At 57.7% G+C, this 16,598-nt stretch carries 16 protein-coding genes; 1 reads left to right on the top strand and 15 read right to left on the bottom strand.

Translation table 11 applies throughout. The features are described 5' to 3' along the window. The first annotated feature begins 130 nt into the window (after positions 1–130). Positions 131–733, top strand: a complete 603-nt coding sequence (locus ACW5XC_RS00645) for an HAD family hydrolase (protein ID WP_042054556.1) — start codon at positions 131–133, stop codon at positions 731–733. An 85-nt stretch (positions 734–818) separates the two neighbouring features. Here ACW5XC_RS00645 and ACW5XC_RS00640 read toward each other — a convergent pair whose 3' ends face one another. The 15 genes from ACW5XC_RS00640 to pilQ form a co-directional block, all read right to left on the bottom strand. Next, positions 819–1,079, bottom strand: a complete 261-nt coding sequence (locus ACW5XC_RS00640; RefSeq protein WP_005353961.1) for a hypothetical protein — start codon at positions 1,077–1,079, stop codon at positions 819–821. A 235-nt stretch (positions 1,080–1,314) separates the two neighbouring features. Next, positions 1,315–2,112 carry a DUF1338 domain-containing protein gene (locus ACW5XC_RS00635; protein ID WP_005347890.1) on the bottom strand — a complete coding sequence of 266 codons (798 nt, stop codon included), beginning with the start codon at positions 2,110–2,112 and terminating at the stop codon, positions 1,315–1,317. A gap of 191 nt (positions 2,113–2,303) precedes the next feature. Further along, positions 2,304–3,773: a succinylglutamate-semialdehyde dehydrogenase gene (gene astD, locus ACW5XC_RS00630; protein WP_042054558.1), complete on the bottom strand. Its 1,470-nt coding sequence runs from the start codon at positions 3,771–3,773 to the stop codon at positions 2,304–2,306. A 176-nt stretch (positions 3,774–3,949) separates the two neighbouring features. Beyond that, complete coding sequence (astA, locus tag ACW5XC_RS00625) at positions 3,950–4,969, bottom strand: arginine N-succinyltransferase (protein ID WP_005334994.1); 1,020 nt, start codon at positions 4,967–4,969, stop codon at positions 3,950–3,952. Positions 4,970–5,045: 76 nt separating this feature from the next. Continuing rightward, the gene (locus ACW5XC_RS00620) at positions 5,046–6,263 is read right to left on the bottom strand and encodes an aspartate aminotransferase family protein (RefSeq protein ID WP_042054559.1); all 1,218 of its coding nucleotides are present in this window, start codon (positions 6,261–6,263) and stop codon (positions 5,046–5,048) included. 276 nt (positions 6,264–6,539) lie between these two features. Next, positions 6,540–7,121 carry an aminodeoxychorismate synthase component II gene (locus ACW5XC_RS00615; protein WP_042054560.1) on the bottom strand — a complete coding sequence of 194 codons (582 nt, stop codon included), beginning with the start codon at positions 7,119–7,121 and terminating at the stop codon, positions 6,540–6,542. 21 nt (positions 7,122–7,142) lie between these two features. Continuing rightward, positions 7,143–7,358: a hypothetical protein gene (locus tag ACW5XC_RS00610; RefSeq protein WP_005334997.1), complete on the bottom strand. Its 216-nt coding sequence runs from the start codon at positions 7,356–7,358 to the stop codon at positions 7,143–7,145. 118 nt (positions 7,359–7,476) lie between these two features. Then, positions 7,477–8,481 carry a tryptophan--tRNA ligase gene (gene trpS, locus ACW5XC_RS00605; protein WP_005362251.1) on the bottom strand — a complete coding sequence of 335 codons (1,005 nt, stop codon included), beginning with the start codon at positions 8,479–8,481 and terminating at the stop codon, positions 7,477–7,479. Between the two features lie 42 nt (positions 8,482–8,523). Then, complete coding sequence (locus ACW5XC_RS00600; protein WP_042054563.1) at positions 8,524–9,192, bottom strand: phosphoglycolate phosphatase; 669 nt, start codon at positions 9,190–9,192, stop codon at positions 8,524–8,526. Continuing rightward, positions 9,179–9,853, bottom strand: coding sequence for a ribulose-phosphate 3-epimerase (gene rpe, locus ACW5XC_RS00595; protein ID WP_042054564.1), 675 nt, complete (start codon positions 9,851–9,853; stop codon positions 9,179–9,181). The genes ACW5XC_RS00600 and rpe overlap by 14 nt, the downstream gene beginning before the upstream one ends. Before the next feature lie 189 nt (positions 9,854–10,042). Next, entirely contained in the window at positions 10,043–10,915 is an 873-nt protein-coding gene (locus ACW5XC_RS00590; RefSeq protein WP_005335008.1) for a Dam family site-specific DNA-(adenine-N6)-methyltransferase, read from the bottom strand. Between the two features lie 70 nt (positions 10,916–10,985). Continuing rightward, positions 10,986–12,566, bottom strand: coding sequence for an SPOR domain-containing protein (locus ACW5XC_RS00585; protein WP_042054566.1), 1,581 nt, complete (start codon positions 12,564–12,566; stop codon positions 10,986–10,988). After that, positions 12,556–13,638 carry a 3-dehydroquinate synthase gene (aroB, locus tag ACW5XC_RS00580; RefSeq protein WP_019446352.1) on the bottom strand — a complete coding sequence of 361 codons (1,083 nt, stop codon included), beginning with the start codon at positions 13,636–13,638 and terminating at the stop codon, positions 12,556–12,558. Before aroB ends, ACW5XC_RS00585 begins: the two co-directional genes overlap by 11 nt. 14 nt (positions 13,639–13,652) lie before the next feature. After that, the gene (gene aroK, locus ACW5XC_RS00575) at positions 13,653–14,171 is read right to left on the bottom strand and encodes a shikimate kinase AroK (protein WP_005335014.1); all 519 of its coding nucleotides are present in this window, start codon (positions 14,169–14,171) and stop codon (positions 13,653–13,655) included. 191 nt (positions 14,172–14,362) lie between these two features. Beyond that, a complete protein-coding gene (gene pilQ, locus ACW5XC_RS00570) occupies positions 14,363–16,588 on the bottom strand; it encodes a type IV pilus secretin PilQ family protein (RefSeq protein WP_005353994.1) in 2,226 nt (741 codons plus the stop codon). Between the last annotated feature and the right edge of the window lie 10 nt (positions 16,589–16,598).

Raw genomic sequence — 16,598 nt, 5'->3', positions numbered from 1 at the left:
ACGGATTATTGTCTCACAAATCAGCAAGAGATAGAAAAAACGGCGGCCACAATCTGCCCAACCATGAGGCCGATCCCACAAAACGCCGACCGTTTCTGCTAGCCTGCCCTATTTGATTCGAGGAGCCCCCATGAGCGAGCGTGAGCAGTACGGGTTTGATCACTACGATGCCCTGATTTTCGATATGGATGGCACTTTGGTAGATTCCATGCCCCTCCATCTGGATGCCTGGGAGCTCACCTGCGCCGAATTCGGCATCCCCTTCGAGCGGGAACAGCTCTATCAGTACGGCGGCATTCCCACCCGCAAGATCATCGTCATGCTGGCCGAGCAGCAGGGGCTGACGGTGGATGTCGAGGCCTTTACCCGTCGCAAGATTGCCCTCTATATGGAACATATCGACAAGGTCAGCGTCTTTCCCAAGATGTGGGAGCTGGTCAGGCACTATCACGGCAAGGTCAAGATGGGGATTGGCACCGGCTCACCGCGCAATCAGGCGGAGGCCATCCTCAAAAGCACCGGACTCGATGCCTATATCTCTGTGGTGGTGAGCGCCGATGATGTCACCAACCACAAACCGCATCCCGACACCTTTTTGCGGGTGGCCGAGCTGCTCGGCGCCAATCCCGCCAACTGTCTGGTGTTTGAAGATACCCGCATCGGGCTTGAGGCAGGCAAGGCGGCAGGGATGGATACCGTGCTGGTCATCGAAGGTGACCTGCACCCGCGCTAAACGGCTCAGGGGCAAGCAGGCAAACCGATAAAATGGTGCCATCACAGTGGCACCATTTTTTATTCAGGTGAGCATGGCGGCAGCGTCAGTGCCCGGACAGAGTTGCGATCGCAGCCGGAATGGTGGCAACCGTCAGACAAAGGGCGTTGGCGTTGGCCTCATCCTGTAGTGCCTGATGAGTGCGAAGCAGCTCAAGGGCTTCGGCAGGGGTATCTGCAAAGGTGGGGGCGGCGATGGCGGCAAATCCCTGTTCGACCAGTTGACGACGCTCATCGCTATAGCTGGGTGCATTGGCATCTAGATAGGTAAGCGCCTGACCTTGCTTGAAAAAGTGATAGTTAGGCATCGATTGGCCCCGAAAAAAATAAAGCGCCATTCTACTCCTTTTTGCTCCGCCGCCAGCGTCAATCTGTGTCGTCTCAAGTGATCTAGTTCACATTTTTATCAACAAATTTCCACCTATTGGGCGCCATCCAAACCCCCTCTTCACGCGGCGTCAGACAACACCCGATACCGTCACTCGGCGCCAAACAAAACGCCTCCACAGAGGAGGCGTTGCGACTGAAACAGGGTGGCTCCCGTTACATGGCATTCGTCGATTCGAAGATCTTGTCCGCCGAGGCCTCGACGAAGCCCGGATAGAGCACACCATCTGGCTGCGGGTAGCGCAGGGCAAACTCGTAGAAGCAGCTCGGGATGGTACGTACCCCATCGCTGAACGGCACCTCGGCTTTGTCCGCCATGGTGGAGGATTGCTCCAGCATCACCTGCGGGTCCCCTTTCACCTCGCCACCCACACTGTTGAGCACGAAACCAGCCGCCTTCAGCGCCGCATTGACCTGATGGATGGTGTCGAAATCCTTCAACTTGTTGATATTGACCGTGAAGTGGTTGGCACGATAGCCCCAGGCTGCCATCCAGGCCGCGTACTCGCTCTCAGCCAGCAGGGTCTGATAATCGGCATAGGAGACCTGCCAGGGGGCGCCGGTGTAGAGAAATGCCGGGGTATCTGTCAGATGATCGGGCACCTGATCCGCCAGCTTGTGGATGATGGCCTGGGCAGCCGGAGAGAGCTCTTCCACCTTCAGCTCGCTGATAAACACCTTGGGAGCATCCGGATCCTGATGCTCGAAGTGCTTGGCGTAGAGCTTCTTGGCCTTGAAGACATACTCGCCCTTCTGCTCGTAACCGAGCGCCAAGAAGTGGGCGGCCAGCTTCTCCAGCCCCAGCTTGGGCAGGTTGTAGGTACGAAACGCCACGTGATCGTTGACGATGGGCTCGCCGCCACCCAGCAGGGTGTGCACCTTGAGGGCGCTCGGGGTCACCTTGATGTAGTTGTCCCACAGATGGCTGAACAGGGTGTCGATATCCTTTTGCATCTCTCTTTCCTTTGATTGCGGGTACAGATGGGGGCACCGCTGGATGCCCCGTGTCGTTATTAGAAGCGCAGGCCGGGCGACAGTTGCTCCGGCATGGCGGCTTTGCTGTCTTCAACAGAGGCAACCGGGGATATGACACAGTAATCGGTAGCGTTGAGCCATCTCTGCTGCATTGACATCCCCGTTTGCTCTTAAAACGTCAAGCCAGGAGACAGCTGATCCGGCATAGCGGCTTTGCTGTCTTCGACAGAGGCAACCGGATACGCACAGTAGTCAGCAGCGTAGTAGGCGCTCGCCCTGTGGTTACCGGAAGCACCGATACCACCAAACGGTGCGGCACTGGAGGCGCCGGTGATGGGTTTGTTCCAGTTGACGATACCGGCGCGGATCCGCTTGAAGAAGTGGTGCCAGTCCGCCTCCTTGTCCCCCAGCAGACCGGCCGAGAGACCGTAGCGGGTGGCGTTGCCCTGATCGATGGCGGCATCGAAATCATCGTAACGAATGAGTTGCAGCAGCGGGCCGAAGTACTCTTCATCCGGCAGCGCGCTGACTGAGGTCACGTCGATAATGCCCGGGGAGACAAAGCCGGTACCCGCTTCCAGGTGCTTGAGGGTAAGCAGGCTCTCGCCACCGAGGCGCTGCAGGTTGGCTTGCGCCTCGACCATGCCCAGTGCAGCCTTCTCGCTTATCATCGAGCCCATGAACGGCTGCTCGGCGGCGTCATAGAGGCCGACCTTGATCTGGCTGACCACCTCGACCAGTCGCTTGACCAGGGCATCGCCCCGCTCGCCGCGCTCGACAAACAGACGGCGGGAGCAGGTGCAGCGCTGACCGGAAGTGATGAACGCCGACTGGATGATGGCATGCACCGCACCGTCGATGTCGCTCACATCTTTCACGATCAGCGGGTTGTTGCCGCCCATCTCGAGGGCCAGAATTTTGCCCGGCTGACCGGCAAACTGCTGATGGAGGAAATGACCGGTGCGGGAGGAGCCGGTGAAGAAGAGGCCGTCGATATCGGGGTTGCCAGCCAGCGCCTTGCCAGTCTCGATCTCCCCTTGCACCAGATTGAGCACCCCCTTGGGCAATCCGGCCTGCTGCCACACCTTGACCATGGCTTCGGCCACCATGGGGGTCAGCTCGGAGGGTTTGAACACCACGGCGTTACCCGCAATCAGCGCCGGTACGATATGACCGTTGGGCAGATGACCCGGGAAGTTGTAGGGGCCGAACACCGCCACCACACCGTGAGGCTTGTGACGGACAAACGCCTTGGCGCCCGGCATGGCATTTTCAACGGTGCCGGTGCGCTCTTCGTGCGCCCGGATGGAGATGGCAATCTTGCCCTGCATGGCGGCCACTTCGGTGCGGGTCTCCCACAGCGGTTTGCCGGTTTCGCGGGCGATAGTCAGAGCCAGCGCCTCTTTCTGCTCGCCGAGCAGGTCGGCATAACGGCGCACTATGGCCAGACGATCCTCAAGGCTCATGTCCGCCCAGTGGTAGAAGGCGGCACGGGCGGCCTTGACGGCGGCATCCACTTGCGCCGCACTGGCGGCAGCGCCCTGCCAGATCACCTCGTTCTTGGCCGGATCGGTTGACTCGAACGGCTTGCCTTCACCGGCAAGCCACTGACCGTCGATCAGTTGTACAAACTGGCTCATTATATTTTACTCCCTGACTTGGCCACTCTTTTAATGCATATACCCGAGAATTCAGCTGGCGGTTGATGCCACTGACAATAGAAAAATTGCACTAACTGGCTCATCCATTCACTCCCTGTCGCTGGCAGGCAGCCTCGGCTGCCTGTCTGATAATCGGTTTGCTTGTCCTGTTTGCCTCAGTCGAGGTCAACCACCCGCACCATGTCGCCATCCTGCACCTTGAGTGCCGCCGCCATCTTGGGCGGAATGATGGCTTCGTGCTTGTCGAGATCGACCCGGATATTGCCGTAGCAGGCGCGGTAATGCTCGAAACGGCTGTTGCAGATAAGGTGGGTCTTGCCACCGATGGGCTCGCCCACCAGCACCCGCAGCTTCTTGCTGCGGCGCACGCTGCGGATATTCTTCACGTCGCACTCGACGGTGGGGCCCGCATCGAAAATATCGACGTAGCCACGGTTCACAAAGCCTTCGTCCTGCAGCATCTTGATGGCGGGACGGGTCTTCTCGTGGGTCTGGCCGATAACGGCGCGCGCCTCTTTGCTCAGCAAATTGACGTAGATGGGATACTTTGGCATCAACTCGGCGATAAAGCGCTTCTTGCCGATGCCGGTCAGATAGTCGACGGTGGGAAAATCCATCGAGAAGAAATGGGTTTGCAGCCACTCGTAGAAGGGACTGTGGCCGTTGGCATCGGAGACGCCGCGCATCTCGGCGAAGACGGTCTCGTCAAACAGCTCGGGGTGCTCGGCCATAAACAGAAAGCGGTGCTTGGAGAGCAAGCGGCCGTTGAGCCCCTCGCGGGCACATTCGCGCAAAAACAGGGTGCAGAGCTCGGAGTTGCCGGTGTAGTCGTTGGAGAGGGTCAGGGTTTCAACGACGTTGTAGATGCCGAGCTTGGGAGAAGAGTGCACCACCTTGCCGATGTGGTAGTTGTAAAACGGCTGGGAGAGGCCAACCGCAGCATCGATGGCACAGGTGCCGACCATCTCACCGGTCTCCAGATCCTCGGCCACGAAGAAGTAGAGGCAGTCCCCCTTGCCGGCGGGCTTGTCGGAAAAAGTCTGGGTAGAGGCGTCAATCTTGCGCTGCAGCAGCTCATCGTTGACGGGCAACGAGGTCATGCCGGTGCCGGACTCGATGGCGCAGGTCTTGAGCCCGGCAAAATCTTTTTGCTCGATGGGACGGATAACCAACATAAATGACAACTCCCTTTCATTGACGACAGGTGGGGTCCCGGCTCCTGCCGGGAGAGCTCCCCACCTCAATTTGGAATCAGGCGTTAACCACCTGGGCAACCGCCTTCTCGAAGCGGGCCAACCCTTCCTTGATGTCCGCTTCCGGGATCACCAGTGAAGGGGCAAAACGAACCACGTTGGTACCGGCCACCAGAGCCATCAGCCCCTGATCGATGGAGGCCAGCAGGAAGTCACGGGAACGCCCCTTGTAGGCATCGCTCAGGGCCGCGCCCAGCAGCAGACCCTTGCCGCGGATCTCGCTAAAGCAGTGGTATTTGGCATTGATGGCTTCAAGACCATCGCGGAACAGCTGCTCGCGCAGCTTGATGCCAGCCAGCACCTCTGGGGTATTGATCACATCGATCACCGCCTCGGCGACCGCACAGGCCAGCGGGTTGCCGCCGTAGGTAGAGCCGTGAGTGCCCACTTTCAAGTAAGAGGCGATTTCGTTGGTTGTCAGCATGGCGCCGATGGGGAAACCGCCACCCAGCGCCTTGGCGCTGGTGAGGATGTCCGGCGTGACGCCCAGACCCATATAGGCATAGAGATCACCTGTCCGGCCGACCCCTGACTGCACTTCGTCATACACCAGCAGGGCATTGTGTTTGTCGCACAGCTCGCGCACCCCTTTGGCAAACTCGTCGGTAGGACGAATGATGCCCCCCTCCCCTTGCAGCGGCTCCATCACCACGGCGCAGGTGTTGTCGGAGATCACCTCGGCCAGCGCCGCCAGATCGTTGTAGGGAACATGGGTAATGTCTCCGGGCTTGGGACCGAAGCCATCGGAGTAGGCTGCCTGGCCACCGACGCTCACGGTAAAGAAGGTACGACCGTGGAAGCCCTGATTGAAGGCGATGATCTGGGTCTTCTGCTCGCCAAACTTCTCGATGGCATAGCGGCGTGCCAGCTTGAGGGCAGCCTCGTTTGCTTCGGCGCCTGAGTTGCAGAAGTAGACCTTGTCGGCGAAGGTGGCGGCAACCAGCTTCTTGGCCAGACGCAGGGCCGGCTCGTTGGTCATGACGTTGGAGAGGTGCCACAGCTTCTCGCCCTGGGTTTTCAGGGCCTCGACCAGCTTGGGATGACAGTGACCCAAACCGTTGACGGCGATGCCACCGGCGAAGTCGACATACTCGCGCCCTTCCTGATCCCAGACACGTGACCCTTCACCACGCACCGGGATGATCTTGGCGGGCGCATAGTTGGGAACCATCACTTCATCAAACACTTCACGTGTCACTGCCAACAACTCTGACATATAGCTCTCCTTCGATTCGGCGACAGAATAATCCACCGCCCAAAAGTTAAATCCGTGTAAACGTGACGGGATTATCACAGAAATAAAGTAAAAAGTCTGTAACAAGACGGCCTATAAGGAACAATGTTCGATTGCTCTTGAGATTTTAGGCAACCGCATTGCATAACGACTCAGGGGGGCTTGGCAAGAGATAATTTGGGCAGGAGAGGGGGTGAATAAAGTGTCAGGGAAATTTTTTTTGCCTTCTCTCGAACTTGAGAAGGCGATCACAACTTTTTATGAACGCGCCAGAAAGTTGGCCAGCAACTGATGGCCCTGCTCGCTCAAAATACTCTCCGGATGGAACTGAACACCCTCGATGGGGAGCGTCTTGTGGCGCAGCCCCATGATCTCGTCAAACGAGCCATCGGCATGCTCGCTCCAGGCGGTGATGTCGAAGCAGTCGGGCAGCGTGTCGCGCTCCACCACCAGTGAATGGTAACGAGTCACCCTCAGCGGGTTGTTGAGCCCCTTGAACACCCCCTCATTACGATGGCGGATGAGCGAGGTTTTGCCGTGCATTACCTGACGGGCACGCACTACGCGGGCGCCGAAGGCCTGCGCCAGCGACTGATGACCGAGACAGACGCCGAGAATGGGCAGCTTGCCAGCGAAGTGGCTGATGGCGTCGAGAGAGATCCCCGCCTCATTGGGCGTACAGGGACCGGGAGAGATCACCAGAAAACGGGGAGAGAGCTGCGCTATGGCATCAAGCGTCAGTTCATCATTGCGCTTGACCACAACCTCTTGTCCCAGGGCGCCGAAATATTGCACCAGGTTCCAGGTAAAAGAGTCGTAGTTATCGATCAACAACAGCATGAGATAACCAACAGCGGAGAATTAACGATCGAGATAACGACCCTGTTCCATTTCCCGTTCACGCTGACACTCGGCCAGATAGATGGCGGCAGCAACGGCAGGGGTTTTATGGTGCTTGTCGATGGCATTGGAGACCATCAACTGCAGGGTATTGAGGTTTTTCGCCTTGCGAAATTTACGTAGCCAGTGACCTTTGTCACTCAGCTCTTCAGCAGAAATAGTTGGTTGAACAGGCATGCTTTCTCTTGGGGATATTACCCAGGTTGAAATAAAGAAATTAAACAAAATAGCCGGGCAGAAAATAAAGAAAGCCAGGCAAATACCCAGCTCTCTTCTACTACACCTTCCCAGTATGTCAGGCTCGAGGAACGAAGCCGACTACATCATATACGCTGGTCAGGGTTTTTTCAGCTCTTTCGCGCGCCTTTTGTGCGCCTTCTGCCAGAATCGCGATCAGATGGGCCTCATCCTGACGCAACTCGTGGAAACGGGCCTGGATTGGTTCCAGCAGCGCAACCACGGCTTCGGCGGTCTCGGTCTTGAGGTGACCGTACATCTTGCCTTCGAAGTGCTGCTCCAGCTCGGGGATGGAGCGGCCGGTCACACCGGACATCAGAGTCAGCAGGTTGGAGACACCCGGTTTGTTTTCCGGATCGAAACGCACCACCGCCGGCTCGTCGGAGTCGGTCACCGCACGCTTGATCTTCTTGACGATCTGCTTGGGATCTTCCAGCAGGCCGATGAAGTTGGCCTCGTTGTCATCCGACTTGGACATCTTCTTGGTCGGATCCTGCAGGCTCATCACCCGTGCCCCTTCAGTCGGAATGAAGGGCTCCGGCATGGTGAACACCTCACCATAGAGGTTGTTGAAACGGGTGCAGATGTCGCGGGTCAGCTCCAGATGCTGCTTCTGGTCGTTGCCGACAGGTACCTGATTGGCCTGATAGAGCAGAATATCAGCGGCCATCAGCACCGGATAACCGAACAGGCCGACGTTGACGTTGTTCTCGAAACGGGCGGACTTGTCCTTGAACTGGGTCATGCGCGACAGCTCACCCATCTGGGTATAGCAGTTGAGGATCCAGCCCAGCTCGGCGTGCTGCGGCACGTGAGACTGGATGAAGACGGTGCTCTTCTTGGGATCGATACCGACCGCCAGATAGAGGGCGGCTGCGTCCAGACAAGCCTTGCGCAGGGCAGCCGGGTCCTGGCGAGTGGTGATGGCGTGCAGATCGACGATGCAGTAGAGGCAGTCGAACTCATCCTGCATGTTGACCCACTGACGCAGGGCCCCCATGTAGTTGCCGATGGTCAGTTGACCGGAGGGTTGCGCTCCGCTCAATACGATTGGTTTAGTCATGAGAGTGTTAATCCTTGTTATTCAGCCAGCCCAGCTGCGCTATTAGACCAAAAGTGCATCGAGCTGGGCAAACTGCTCGAATACCCAGTCTGGATGGGAGTCGGCGATGGGACGGCCATAGTTGTAGCCGTATGTAAGACCCACCACCTTCATGCCAGCCGCCTTGGCCGCCAGCACGTCATTTTCTGAGTCGCCCACCATCAGGGTGCGAGCCGGGCTCACCCCCAACTCCTGGCAGGCGTGCAGCAATGGCTCCGGGCTCGGCTTCTTGACTGGCACGCAGTTGCCGCCAAGCCAAAGTTCGAAACAATCGCTGATGCCAAGGGCATCGAGGATGGGTGCCACGAAATCACTCGGCTTGTTGGTGACGATCGCCTGCTTGTAACCCAGGGTTTGCAGGCGACGCAGACTCTGGGCAACCCCGTCATACATAGCCAGCCCTTGCAGCAGGCAGGCGTTGTAGTGCTGGAAAAAGATCGGTCTGGCCTTGGCAAACAGCTCGGGATCGGCCTCGCGATAGGCGAGCGCCCGCTGGATCAGCTTGTCAGCCCCGTTGCCGACCCAGGTACGGATCACCGCTTCATCAGCTTGCTCCAGACCCAGATCGGTCAGCGTCAGATTGACCGCCAGCGCCAGCTGGGCGGCGCTGTCAATGAGAGTGCCGTCCAGATCGAACAGCACCAAATCAAATTCGCGCTCAGCGTGTGACATGAGCCAGCTCCGCACGCATCTTGTCGATCACCGCCTTGTAGTCAGGCTGACTGAAAATGGCAGAGCCGGCGACAAACATGTCGGCTCCCGCTTCGGCGATCTCGCGAATGTTGTCGACCTTCACCCCGCCATCGATCTCGAGACGGATATCGCGGCCGCTCTCGTCGATCAGACGACGCACCTGACGCAGCTTGTCGAGGGTGCCGGAGATGAAGCTCTGACCACCGAAGCCCGGGTTGACCGACATCAGCAGGATCACATCCAGCTTGTCCATCACATACTCGAGGCAGGAGAGCGAGGTAGCAGGATTCAGCACCAGACCCGCCTGGCAGCCCATCTCCTTGATGAGGCCCAAAGAGCGATCAACGTGATCGGACGCTTCCGGATGGAAGGTGATGAGGGAAGCACCGGCCTTGGCAAAATCAGGAATGATGCGATCCACCGGCTTGACCATCAGGTGCACGTCGATGGGGGCCTCGATACCGTAGTCACGCAGCGCCTGACAGACCATGGGGCCAATGGTCAGGTTGGGGACATAGTGGTTGTCCATCACGTCGAAGTGAACCACGTCGGCACCAGCAGCCAGTACCTTGGCTACATCGTCACCCAGACGGGCAAAATCGGCAGAGAGGATCGAGGGGGCAATCAGAAAGTCTTTCATCAGCATCATCCATTGGCAGCCAGGGAGAAAAAGCGGCGCAATTTTAACGTAAAAGGCGGGCGAAAACGACTCGAATGCGGGTTAAATGGGGCAATCGTCTCCCCTCCCCCAGCCACCCGGGTTTTGGGACATCAGCACGGGCGCGGACTCGCCCATAAAAAACGGCGCCCCTGGGCGCCGCATGGTCTGTTACGTCAGCGGCAGCAGTTCACTGTCGCTGGGATAGTAGCCCTGCTCCGGTTCGATTCCGGGCGGATAGAGCGCCAGCAACTCGGCCACCTTGTTACGGGTGCCGCCGTTGCGACTGATGGTGCGTTTGACCAGGATCTCGTCGAGGCGGGCACCGCGATAAAGCTCACGAGTCAGCTCGATATCGTGGTTGCTGATCAGCACCGGCACCCCTTTGTGAGCGGCTGTGTGACGGGCCAGTCGCGCCAGGATCGCCTGATCATCCAGGGTAAACCCGCCGGAGGCATAGGTGGTGAAGCTCGCCGTAGTGGAGAGCGGCGCATAGGGTGGATCACAGTAGATAACCCAATCCTCTTCGGCACGCTTGATGGCGTCGGCGTAGCTCTCGCAGATAAAGGTCGCCTTCTGCGCCTTTTCGGCAAAGGCCCACAGCTCTTTTTCCGGGAAATAGGGCTTCTTGTAAGACCCGAACGGCACGTTGAAGCCGCCCTTCTTGTTGTAGCGGCACAGTCCGTTGAAACCGTGACGGTTGAGAAACAGGAACAAGAGTGCCCGCTCGAAGGTGGTCTCGGTCTGATTGAACTGGGTACGCAGCCGGTAATAGGCCGCCTTGTGGTTGTGCTCTGCCACAAACAGCTTGCGCGCCTCGGCAATGAAACTGTCCGGCGTCAGCTTGAGATGGTTGTACAGGCAGATCAGATCCGGATTGATGTCGTTGAGCACATACGCGTCGTAGTCGGTGTTGAGAAACACTGACCCGGCCCCGACGAAGGGCTCCAGCAACACACGCCCGGCCGGCAGGCGCTCGGCAATCTCTTCAACCAGGGAGTATTTTCCCCCGGCCCATTTTAAAAAAGCGCGTGTTTTTTTCATGGAAATCCGGTGTGTAAGAAGGCAAGACCCAAAAAGGGGGACGATTCTACCCCCTTATCCGGTATCAAGGCTATTGCTTCAGCTCTTTTTGTACCTGTGCAAACGACTTGGGCCAGGGCTGGCCTTTCAGCAAGGCTGGCGGAAGCTTGCGAATGGCACTCTTGGCCTGGGTCAGACCGGCATAATCCCCTTGCAGCACCACATACCAGGGGCTGCCACGGAATTTGGTCTGATAGACCCATACCTTACCCGCCAAACCATGCTCGGCAACAAATTGATCCACCGCCTTGGTGTTGCTCGCCCCCATCAGCTGAACGCTGTAGTGGTTGCGCGGCTTCTTGTTCAAGGTGGCGACCGGTGTCAGGGCCACTTTGGGTGCTGGCGCGGCAACCGGCTCGTTGCTGGCGGTTTTGGTGGTGGCAGCAGGCGTTGTGGTTGTCACCGGGTTCTGTACCTTGCTAGTGCTGGCTGGTGCTGTGGTTGCGACTGCACCACTGGGGGCTGTGCCACTCGGTTTCTTGCCGGTCAGCTCGTCCACCACGTCAGTAGGCAGAGCGCCGCTCACCTTGGGTTCGGTCATCAGCTTTTGCACGACCTCGTCGGAGATCACCACCCGACGCCCTTCGTAATTGGTTGATTCGGTGGTCACGGTTTCGCTCTCCACCGATTTGGGCAGCACTTTCGCCTCCGGCTGCCAATCTTTCACAACCCCGTTTGGATTGCTGGCTGCATCGCTATTTTGCGCGCCTTGTGCAGCGGTATCGGTATTCGAAGCGCCTGCGGTAAGGGGATCGCCTCCCGCTACCGGGATCGGCAATGCAGTGTTCTGCGCAGGATCCTGCAGCGCCGGTTTGCTTTCATTGTCAAACAGCGCAGGCAGCAGGTAGCTCAGCGCCAGCAGGCCGCCAGCGACCAGCGCGATAGCGGTGGCAATCTTCTTGACAGGCAACTCCGCCTGACGCTTCTTGGGCCTTCTGTCGGTCATGATATCCTCCAGTAACTGCATGATGGTGGACGGATGTCCGTTCGCCGTTTTCAGGATCTCCTCCACTTGCGGCTTGGGCAAGAGGGTCGCCGGGATCTTGAGCTCTTTGGCTTTCTCATACAAGAAGATGCGCTGCTCGGGCGGGCTCAGTGGCGGCACTTCCAGCTCAAGGGCTGGCATGGCACGCCCTTTGAGCTGCGGCCGTTGGGTACGACACCAGACGTCACTGCCCGAGACGATAATGGCCAGCTGATGGGGCGCCGCCAGGGTATCGTTATGACGGATGATCGCCCACAACTCTCCCAGCAATTCGGCTGGCAACTGGTCGGCCCGCTCTATCAGCAGCAACAGGGTGGCTGGCTTGCTCCCCTCCAGCATGCGAAAGAAGCTCTCCGCCAGCGCATCCTGTGGATTGAACAGCGGGCGCGCCACCACCTGTGGCAGCAACAGCTGGCGCACATCCACCATCTTCATGGCAGGTGTACCAATCAGGCTTACCACCCGCACTTTTTCCGGCAACACGCCGAGCAGGGATTCGCACAGGGTACCGCGACCACAACCGGGTTTACCGGAGAGAAAAATGAAAGGGTGATTGAATTCAATCAGATGCAGCAGCCGGTCAACCAGCTGCCGCTGGGAAGGAAGTTTTAGCAGTTTATTCGTCACGACCAGACTCGATCACCGCCAGCAACTCGGCATCGGACACATCCCCCACCACCTGCGCATGGCCGATACCAACCGGCAACACCAGACGCAGCTTGCCTTCCAGCACCTTCTTGTCACGGCGCATATGGCGAATAAAGGCGGCGAAATCCATCTCGGCAGGCGCATGAATGGGCAGATTGGCGGCCAGCAGCAGGGCGCGCACTCGCGCAACGTCCTCTTCGCTCATATCGCCACGGGCCTGCGCAGTCCAGGCTGCCAGCATGGTGCCGGCGGATACTGCTTCACCGTGCAGCCAGTTGCCATACCCCTGCTCGGCCTCGATAGCATGACCAAAGGTGTGACCCAGATTGAGCAGCGCACGGACGCCGTGCTCGGTCTCATCCTGACCGACCACATCGGCTTTGATCTCGCAGCAGCGTTTGATGGCGTAGGCCAGCGCGGCAGGTTCCAGCTGTTGCAGACGCACCATGTTCTGCTCCAGCCAGCTGAAGAAATCAGCATCCCAAATGATGCCGTACTTGATCACCTCGGCCATCCCTGCGGCAAATTCGCGGGCGGGCAAGGTACTCAGACATTCGGTATCGATAACAACTTGTTTGGGCTGATAAAAAGCCCCAATCATGTTCTTGCCGAGGGGGTGGTTGACAGCGGTTTTACCGCCAACAGAGGAGTCAACCTGGGAGAGCAGGGTGGTCGGGATCTGGATAAAAGGAATGCCACGTTGATAGCTTGCTGCCGCAAAGCCCACCACATCCCCGATCACACCGCCCCCCAGAGCGATCAGTGTTGTATCGCGCCCATGGTTGGTTTCAAGCAGAGCAGACATGATCTGCTCAAAGGTCGCCAGGTTCTTGTATGCCTCACCGTCAGGCAGGATCAGGTGTTCAACCTGAAAACCCGACAGCAGAGCGGTTACCCGTTCAAGATAAAGCGGAGCAACGACCGTGTTGGTCACTATCATCACCCGCTTGCCCTTGATGGTCGATACCAGCGCCTCGGGGCGCTGCAACAACCCGGCAGCTATCTCGATGGGATAGCTGCGTTCACCCAGTTCGACCTTCAACCGTTCCATGGACGTCCTCTAGATTACATACCGATCAGCTTTACAATTTGATTGGCAACGATTTTTGCGCTCTGGTCATCGGTGTGCACAACAAAGTCGGCAACCTCTTCATACAGGGCATTGCGCTCTTGTGCCAGACGTTCCAGCACTTCGCGTGCCGGTTCTTCGGTCTGTAGCAGAGGGCGGCGTTTGTCTCGCTGTGTGCGCGCCAGCTGCTTTTCGATAGTGGTTTCGAGGTAGACCACGATGCCACGAGCAGACAACTTGTTGCGGGTTTCGCGACTCTTGATGGCACCGCCACCCGTCGCCAACACGATACCCTGCTGCTCTGACAATTCGCCGATCACCTTCTCTTCGCGAATCCGGAAACCTTCTTCGCCTTCAACATCGAACACCCAGCCGATATCAGCACCACTGCGGCGCTCAATCTCATGATCTGAGTCGAAAAACTCCATATGCAGTTGTTCTGCCAGATGTCTACCTATGGTGCTCTTGCCCGCACCCATGGGACCTATCAGGAAAATATTGCGTTTCTCAGCCATGTCTTTTCGTTAGTAATTACAAACTGTACGACCCCGATGAATACTGGATCGGGGTACCTATGAACCTTATCTTGCGATGGATCAGGAGGGGGATTATCTCAATAGATATCGGGACTGGCAACCGCAGCCCTTACGCCCCAGCCTCATTGGGGCGTAAGGTTATATGTGTTTTACCCTCACATGTAAAGCATTCAGAAGGCGTCGGTGACTATCTTGGGCGTCACGAAAATCAGCAACTCCCGCTTTTTGTTCTCGCTGGTGGTCTTGCGGAACAAGGCCCCCAATCCGGGAATATCACCCAGCAGCGGCACCTTGGTCACATCGCTCTTGATGGTCTGCTGATAAATGCCGCCCAACACCAAGGTCTCGCCATTGTTCACCAACACCTGAGTGGTGATGGACTGGGCGTTGATGGAAACCGCATCACCGGTACCGGTCGGTACCGTTTCACCCTTGGTATCCTGGGTCACGGTCAGGTCGAGAATCACCCGATTGTCAGGGGTGATCTGCGGGGTCACCTTCAGGCTCAATACCGCCTTCTTGAAGGTAACCGAGGTAGCACCACTGGAAGAGGACTCCACATAGGGGATCTCGGTACCCTGCTCGATCAATGCCGGTTTCTGGTTCGCCGTGGTCACCCGCGGACTGGCGATAATCTCGGCCTTGCTCTCTTTTTCCAGCGCCGACAACTCGAGATCCAGCAAGGTGCCATCAGCCAAACGGGCAACCTGGAAGGCCAAAGTACCGGCCGCATTGGTCACCGGCAGGTTGACGTTCAACCGATCGTCTGCTGTCGGTCTGGTAATTGTCGAGCCACCATTGTTGTTACCAGAGCCATCATTCCCCGCTATGGAACCGGACGTACTGTTGCCATGACCATCGTTTTTGGTCACTCCCCACCGCACCCCGAGCGCTTCATCAAAGCCGTCATCAATGGTCACCATCCGCGCCTCGATAACCACCTGCTTGACCGGAATATCGAGAATATCGAGCATCCGTTTGATGCTGCTGATGACATCGGCGGTATCCTTGACCACCAGCACGTTGGTTCGCTCGTCCACGCTCACCGCACCACGGGGTGACAGCAACTTGGTACTTTCGGAAGAGAGCAGGGCCGCCACTTCCGAGGCCTTGGCATAGTTTATCTGCAGATATTCGGTATAGAGCTGCGCCAAATCAGCGACCTGATTGCGGCTCTCAAGTTGCTGCTTCTCGCGTGTTGCGATCTCTTCTGCAGGCGCTACCAGCAAGATGTTGTTATCCAACCGCTTATCCAGACCCCGCACCTTCAAAATAATGTCGAGCGCCTGCTCCCACGGCACCCCATCCAGACGCAAGGTAATATTGCCTGCTACCGAATCTGTGGTTACCAGGTTAAGGTTGTTGAAATCGGCGATCAGCTGCAACACGGTACGGACTGGAATATCCTGGAAGTTCAATGAGATCGGCTTGCCCTGATACTGCTTGGATGCCGTGGCCGTCGTCCGCTTTTTTACCTCGATAATGAAGAGCTTGTCCGCCTGATCGTAACGGTAATCAAACTGACCATTGATCGACAGTTCAAACAGGGTATCACTGCCCTGCCGGGAGACTTCAACCTGAGAGACCGGCGTTGCAAAATCCTGCACGTTGATCAGATTAAGCAAGCCATCCGGTACCCGAGTGCCATGAAACTTGGCCAGTACGGTCTGGCCTCGGCTGCTCACATCGACGGCGGCCGAGCTGTTATCCAGCGTGACCAGAAACTCCCCCTGACCATCCTTGCCACGACGAAAATCCACACCGGTAACCGAGTTGAAATAGGCGCCCCCCCCACTGCTTTGATAGTTGTTGAGCACCGGCTTGCTGGCAGGCTGTGTTGCTACCGGCGTAGTCACGGGCGCAACAGGCATCGACCGGGCGACGACCTGAGGATTGAGCAGTGCCGAAGGAGAGGGTGTGGCCACCATCGCAGAGGGCGCTGGCACAGGAGTAGCCGAGGTTGCGGGTGCAATCAGGGCGCTCTCACCATTGATGAGCCCGGAAGAGGCCCCCTCGCCCAATGACACCAGTAATTTGTTCCCCTGTTGCTGAACCTGATAGGGGGCCAGCTGATCGAGTGCGATCTTGATATCCAGACCTGCGCCCTTACCCTCAACCTTGATATTATCTACCCCCAGGCGCTGGATCGGCAGCGGGTTCACTTTCAGCGCCCCTACCGCACCGGGAACATGCAACAACAGCTGATTGGGTTGGTAAGAGAGACGATCGGTAAAGCCTGTGACCGGCTCACTGAAACTGAGCTCCACCAGCAATTGATCGGCAAGCAGCGGATTGACCTTGATCTCCTGCAGGGTTGCCACTGCCCACGCCTGACTGAGGGCGCTGGCGCAAAACAGCAAAGCTACTTTGGATACACTCTCTATTGTTGTTCTCATTGCTGTTCGT

Source organism: Aeromonas sp. 25-AL00135 (assembly GCF_054052385.1).
This window is presented reverse-complemented; position numbering and strand designations above follow the sequence as displayed.

Bases quoted from the DNA above. Each gene is read 5' to 3' on its own strand.
- astA (WP_005334994.1), bottom strand. From the start codon at position 4,969: ATGTTGGTTATCCGTCCCATCGAGCAAAAAGATTTTGCCGGGCTCAAG.
- ACW5XC_RS00590 (WP_005335008.1), bottom strand. From the start codon at position 10,915: ATGAAAAAAACACGCGCTTTTTTAAAATGGGCCGGGGGAAAATACTCC.
- aroB (WP_019446352.1), bottom strand. From the start codon at position 13,638: ATGGAACGGTTGAAGGTCGAACTGGGTGAACGCAGCTATCCCATCGAG.
- ACW5XC_RS00610 (WP_005334997.1), bottom strand. From the start codon at position 7,358: ATGCCTGTTCAACCAACTATTTCTGCTGAAGAGCTGAGTGACAAAGGT.
- pilQ (WP_005353994.1), bottom strand. From the start codon at position 16,588: ATGAGAACAACAATAGAGAGTGTATCCAAAGTAGCTTTGCTGTTTTGC.
- ACW5XC_RS00600 (WP_042054563.1), bottom strand. From the start codon at position 9,192: ATGTCACACGCTGAGCGCGAATTTGATTTGGTGCTGTTCGATCTGGAC.
- ACW5XC_RS00640 (WP_005353961.1), bottom strand. From the start codon at position 1,079: ATGCCTAACTATCACTTTTTCAAGCAAGGTCAGGCGCTTACCTATCTA.
- ACW5XC_RS00645 (WP_042054556.1), top strand. From the start codon at position 131: ATGAGCGAGCGTGAGCAGTACGGGTTTGATCACTACGATGCCCTGATT.
- aroK (WP_005335014.1), bottom strand. From the start codon at position 14,171: ATGGCTGAGAAACGCAATATTTTCCTGATAGGTCCCATGGGTGCGGGC.
- ACW5XC_RS00615 (WP_042054560.1), bottom strand. From the start codon at position 7,121: ATGCTGTTGTTGATCGATAACTACGACTCTTTTACCTGGAACCTGGTG.
- astD (WP_042054558.1), bottom strand. From the start codon at position 3,773: ATGAGCCAGTTTGTACAACTGATCGACGGTCAGTGGCTTGCCGGTGAA.
- rpe (WP_042054564.1), bottom strand. From the start codon at position 9,853: ATGAAAGACTTTCTGATTGCCCCCTCGATCCTCTCTGCCGATTTTGCC.
- ACW5XC_RS00635 (WP_005347890.1), bottom strand. From the start codon at position 2,112: ATGCAAAAGGATATCGACACCCTGTTCAGCCATCTGTGGGACAACTAC.
- trpS (WP_005362251.1), bottom strand. From the start codon at position 8,481: ATGACTAAACCAATCGTATTGAGCGGAGCGCAACCCTCCGGTCAACTG.
- ACW5XC_RS00620 (WP_042054559.1), bottom strand. From the start codon at position 6,263: ATGTCAGAGTTGTTGGCAGTGACACGTGAAGTGTTTGATGAAGTGATG.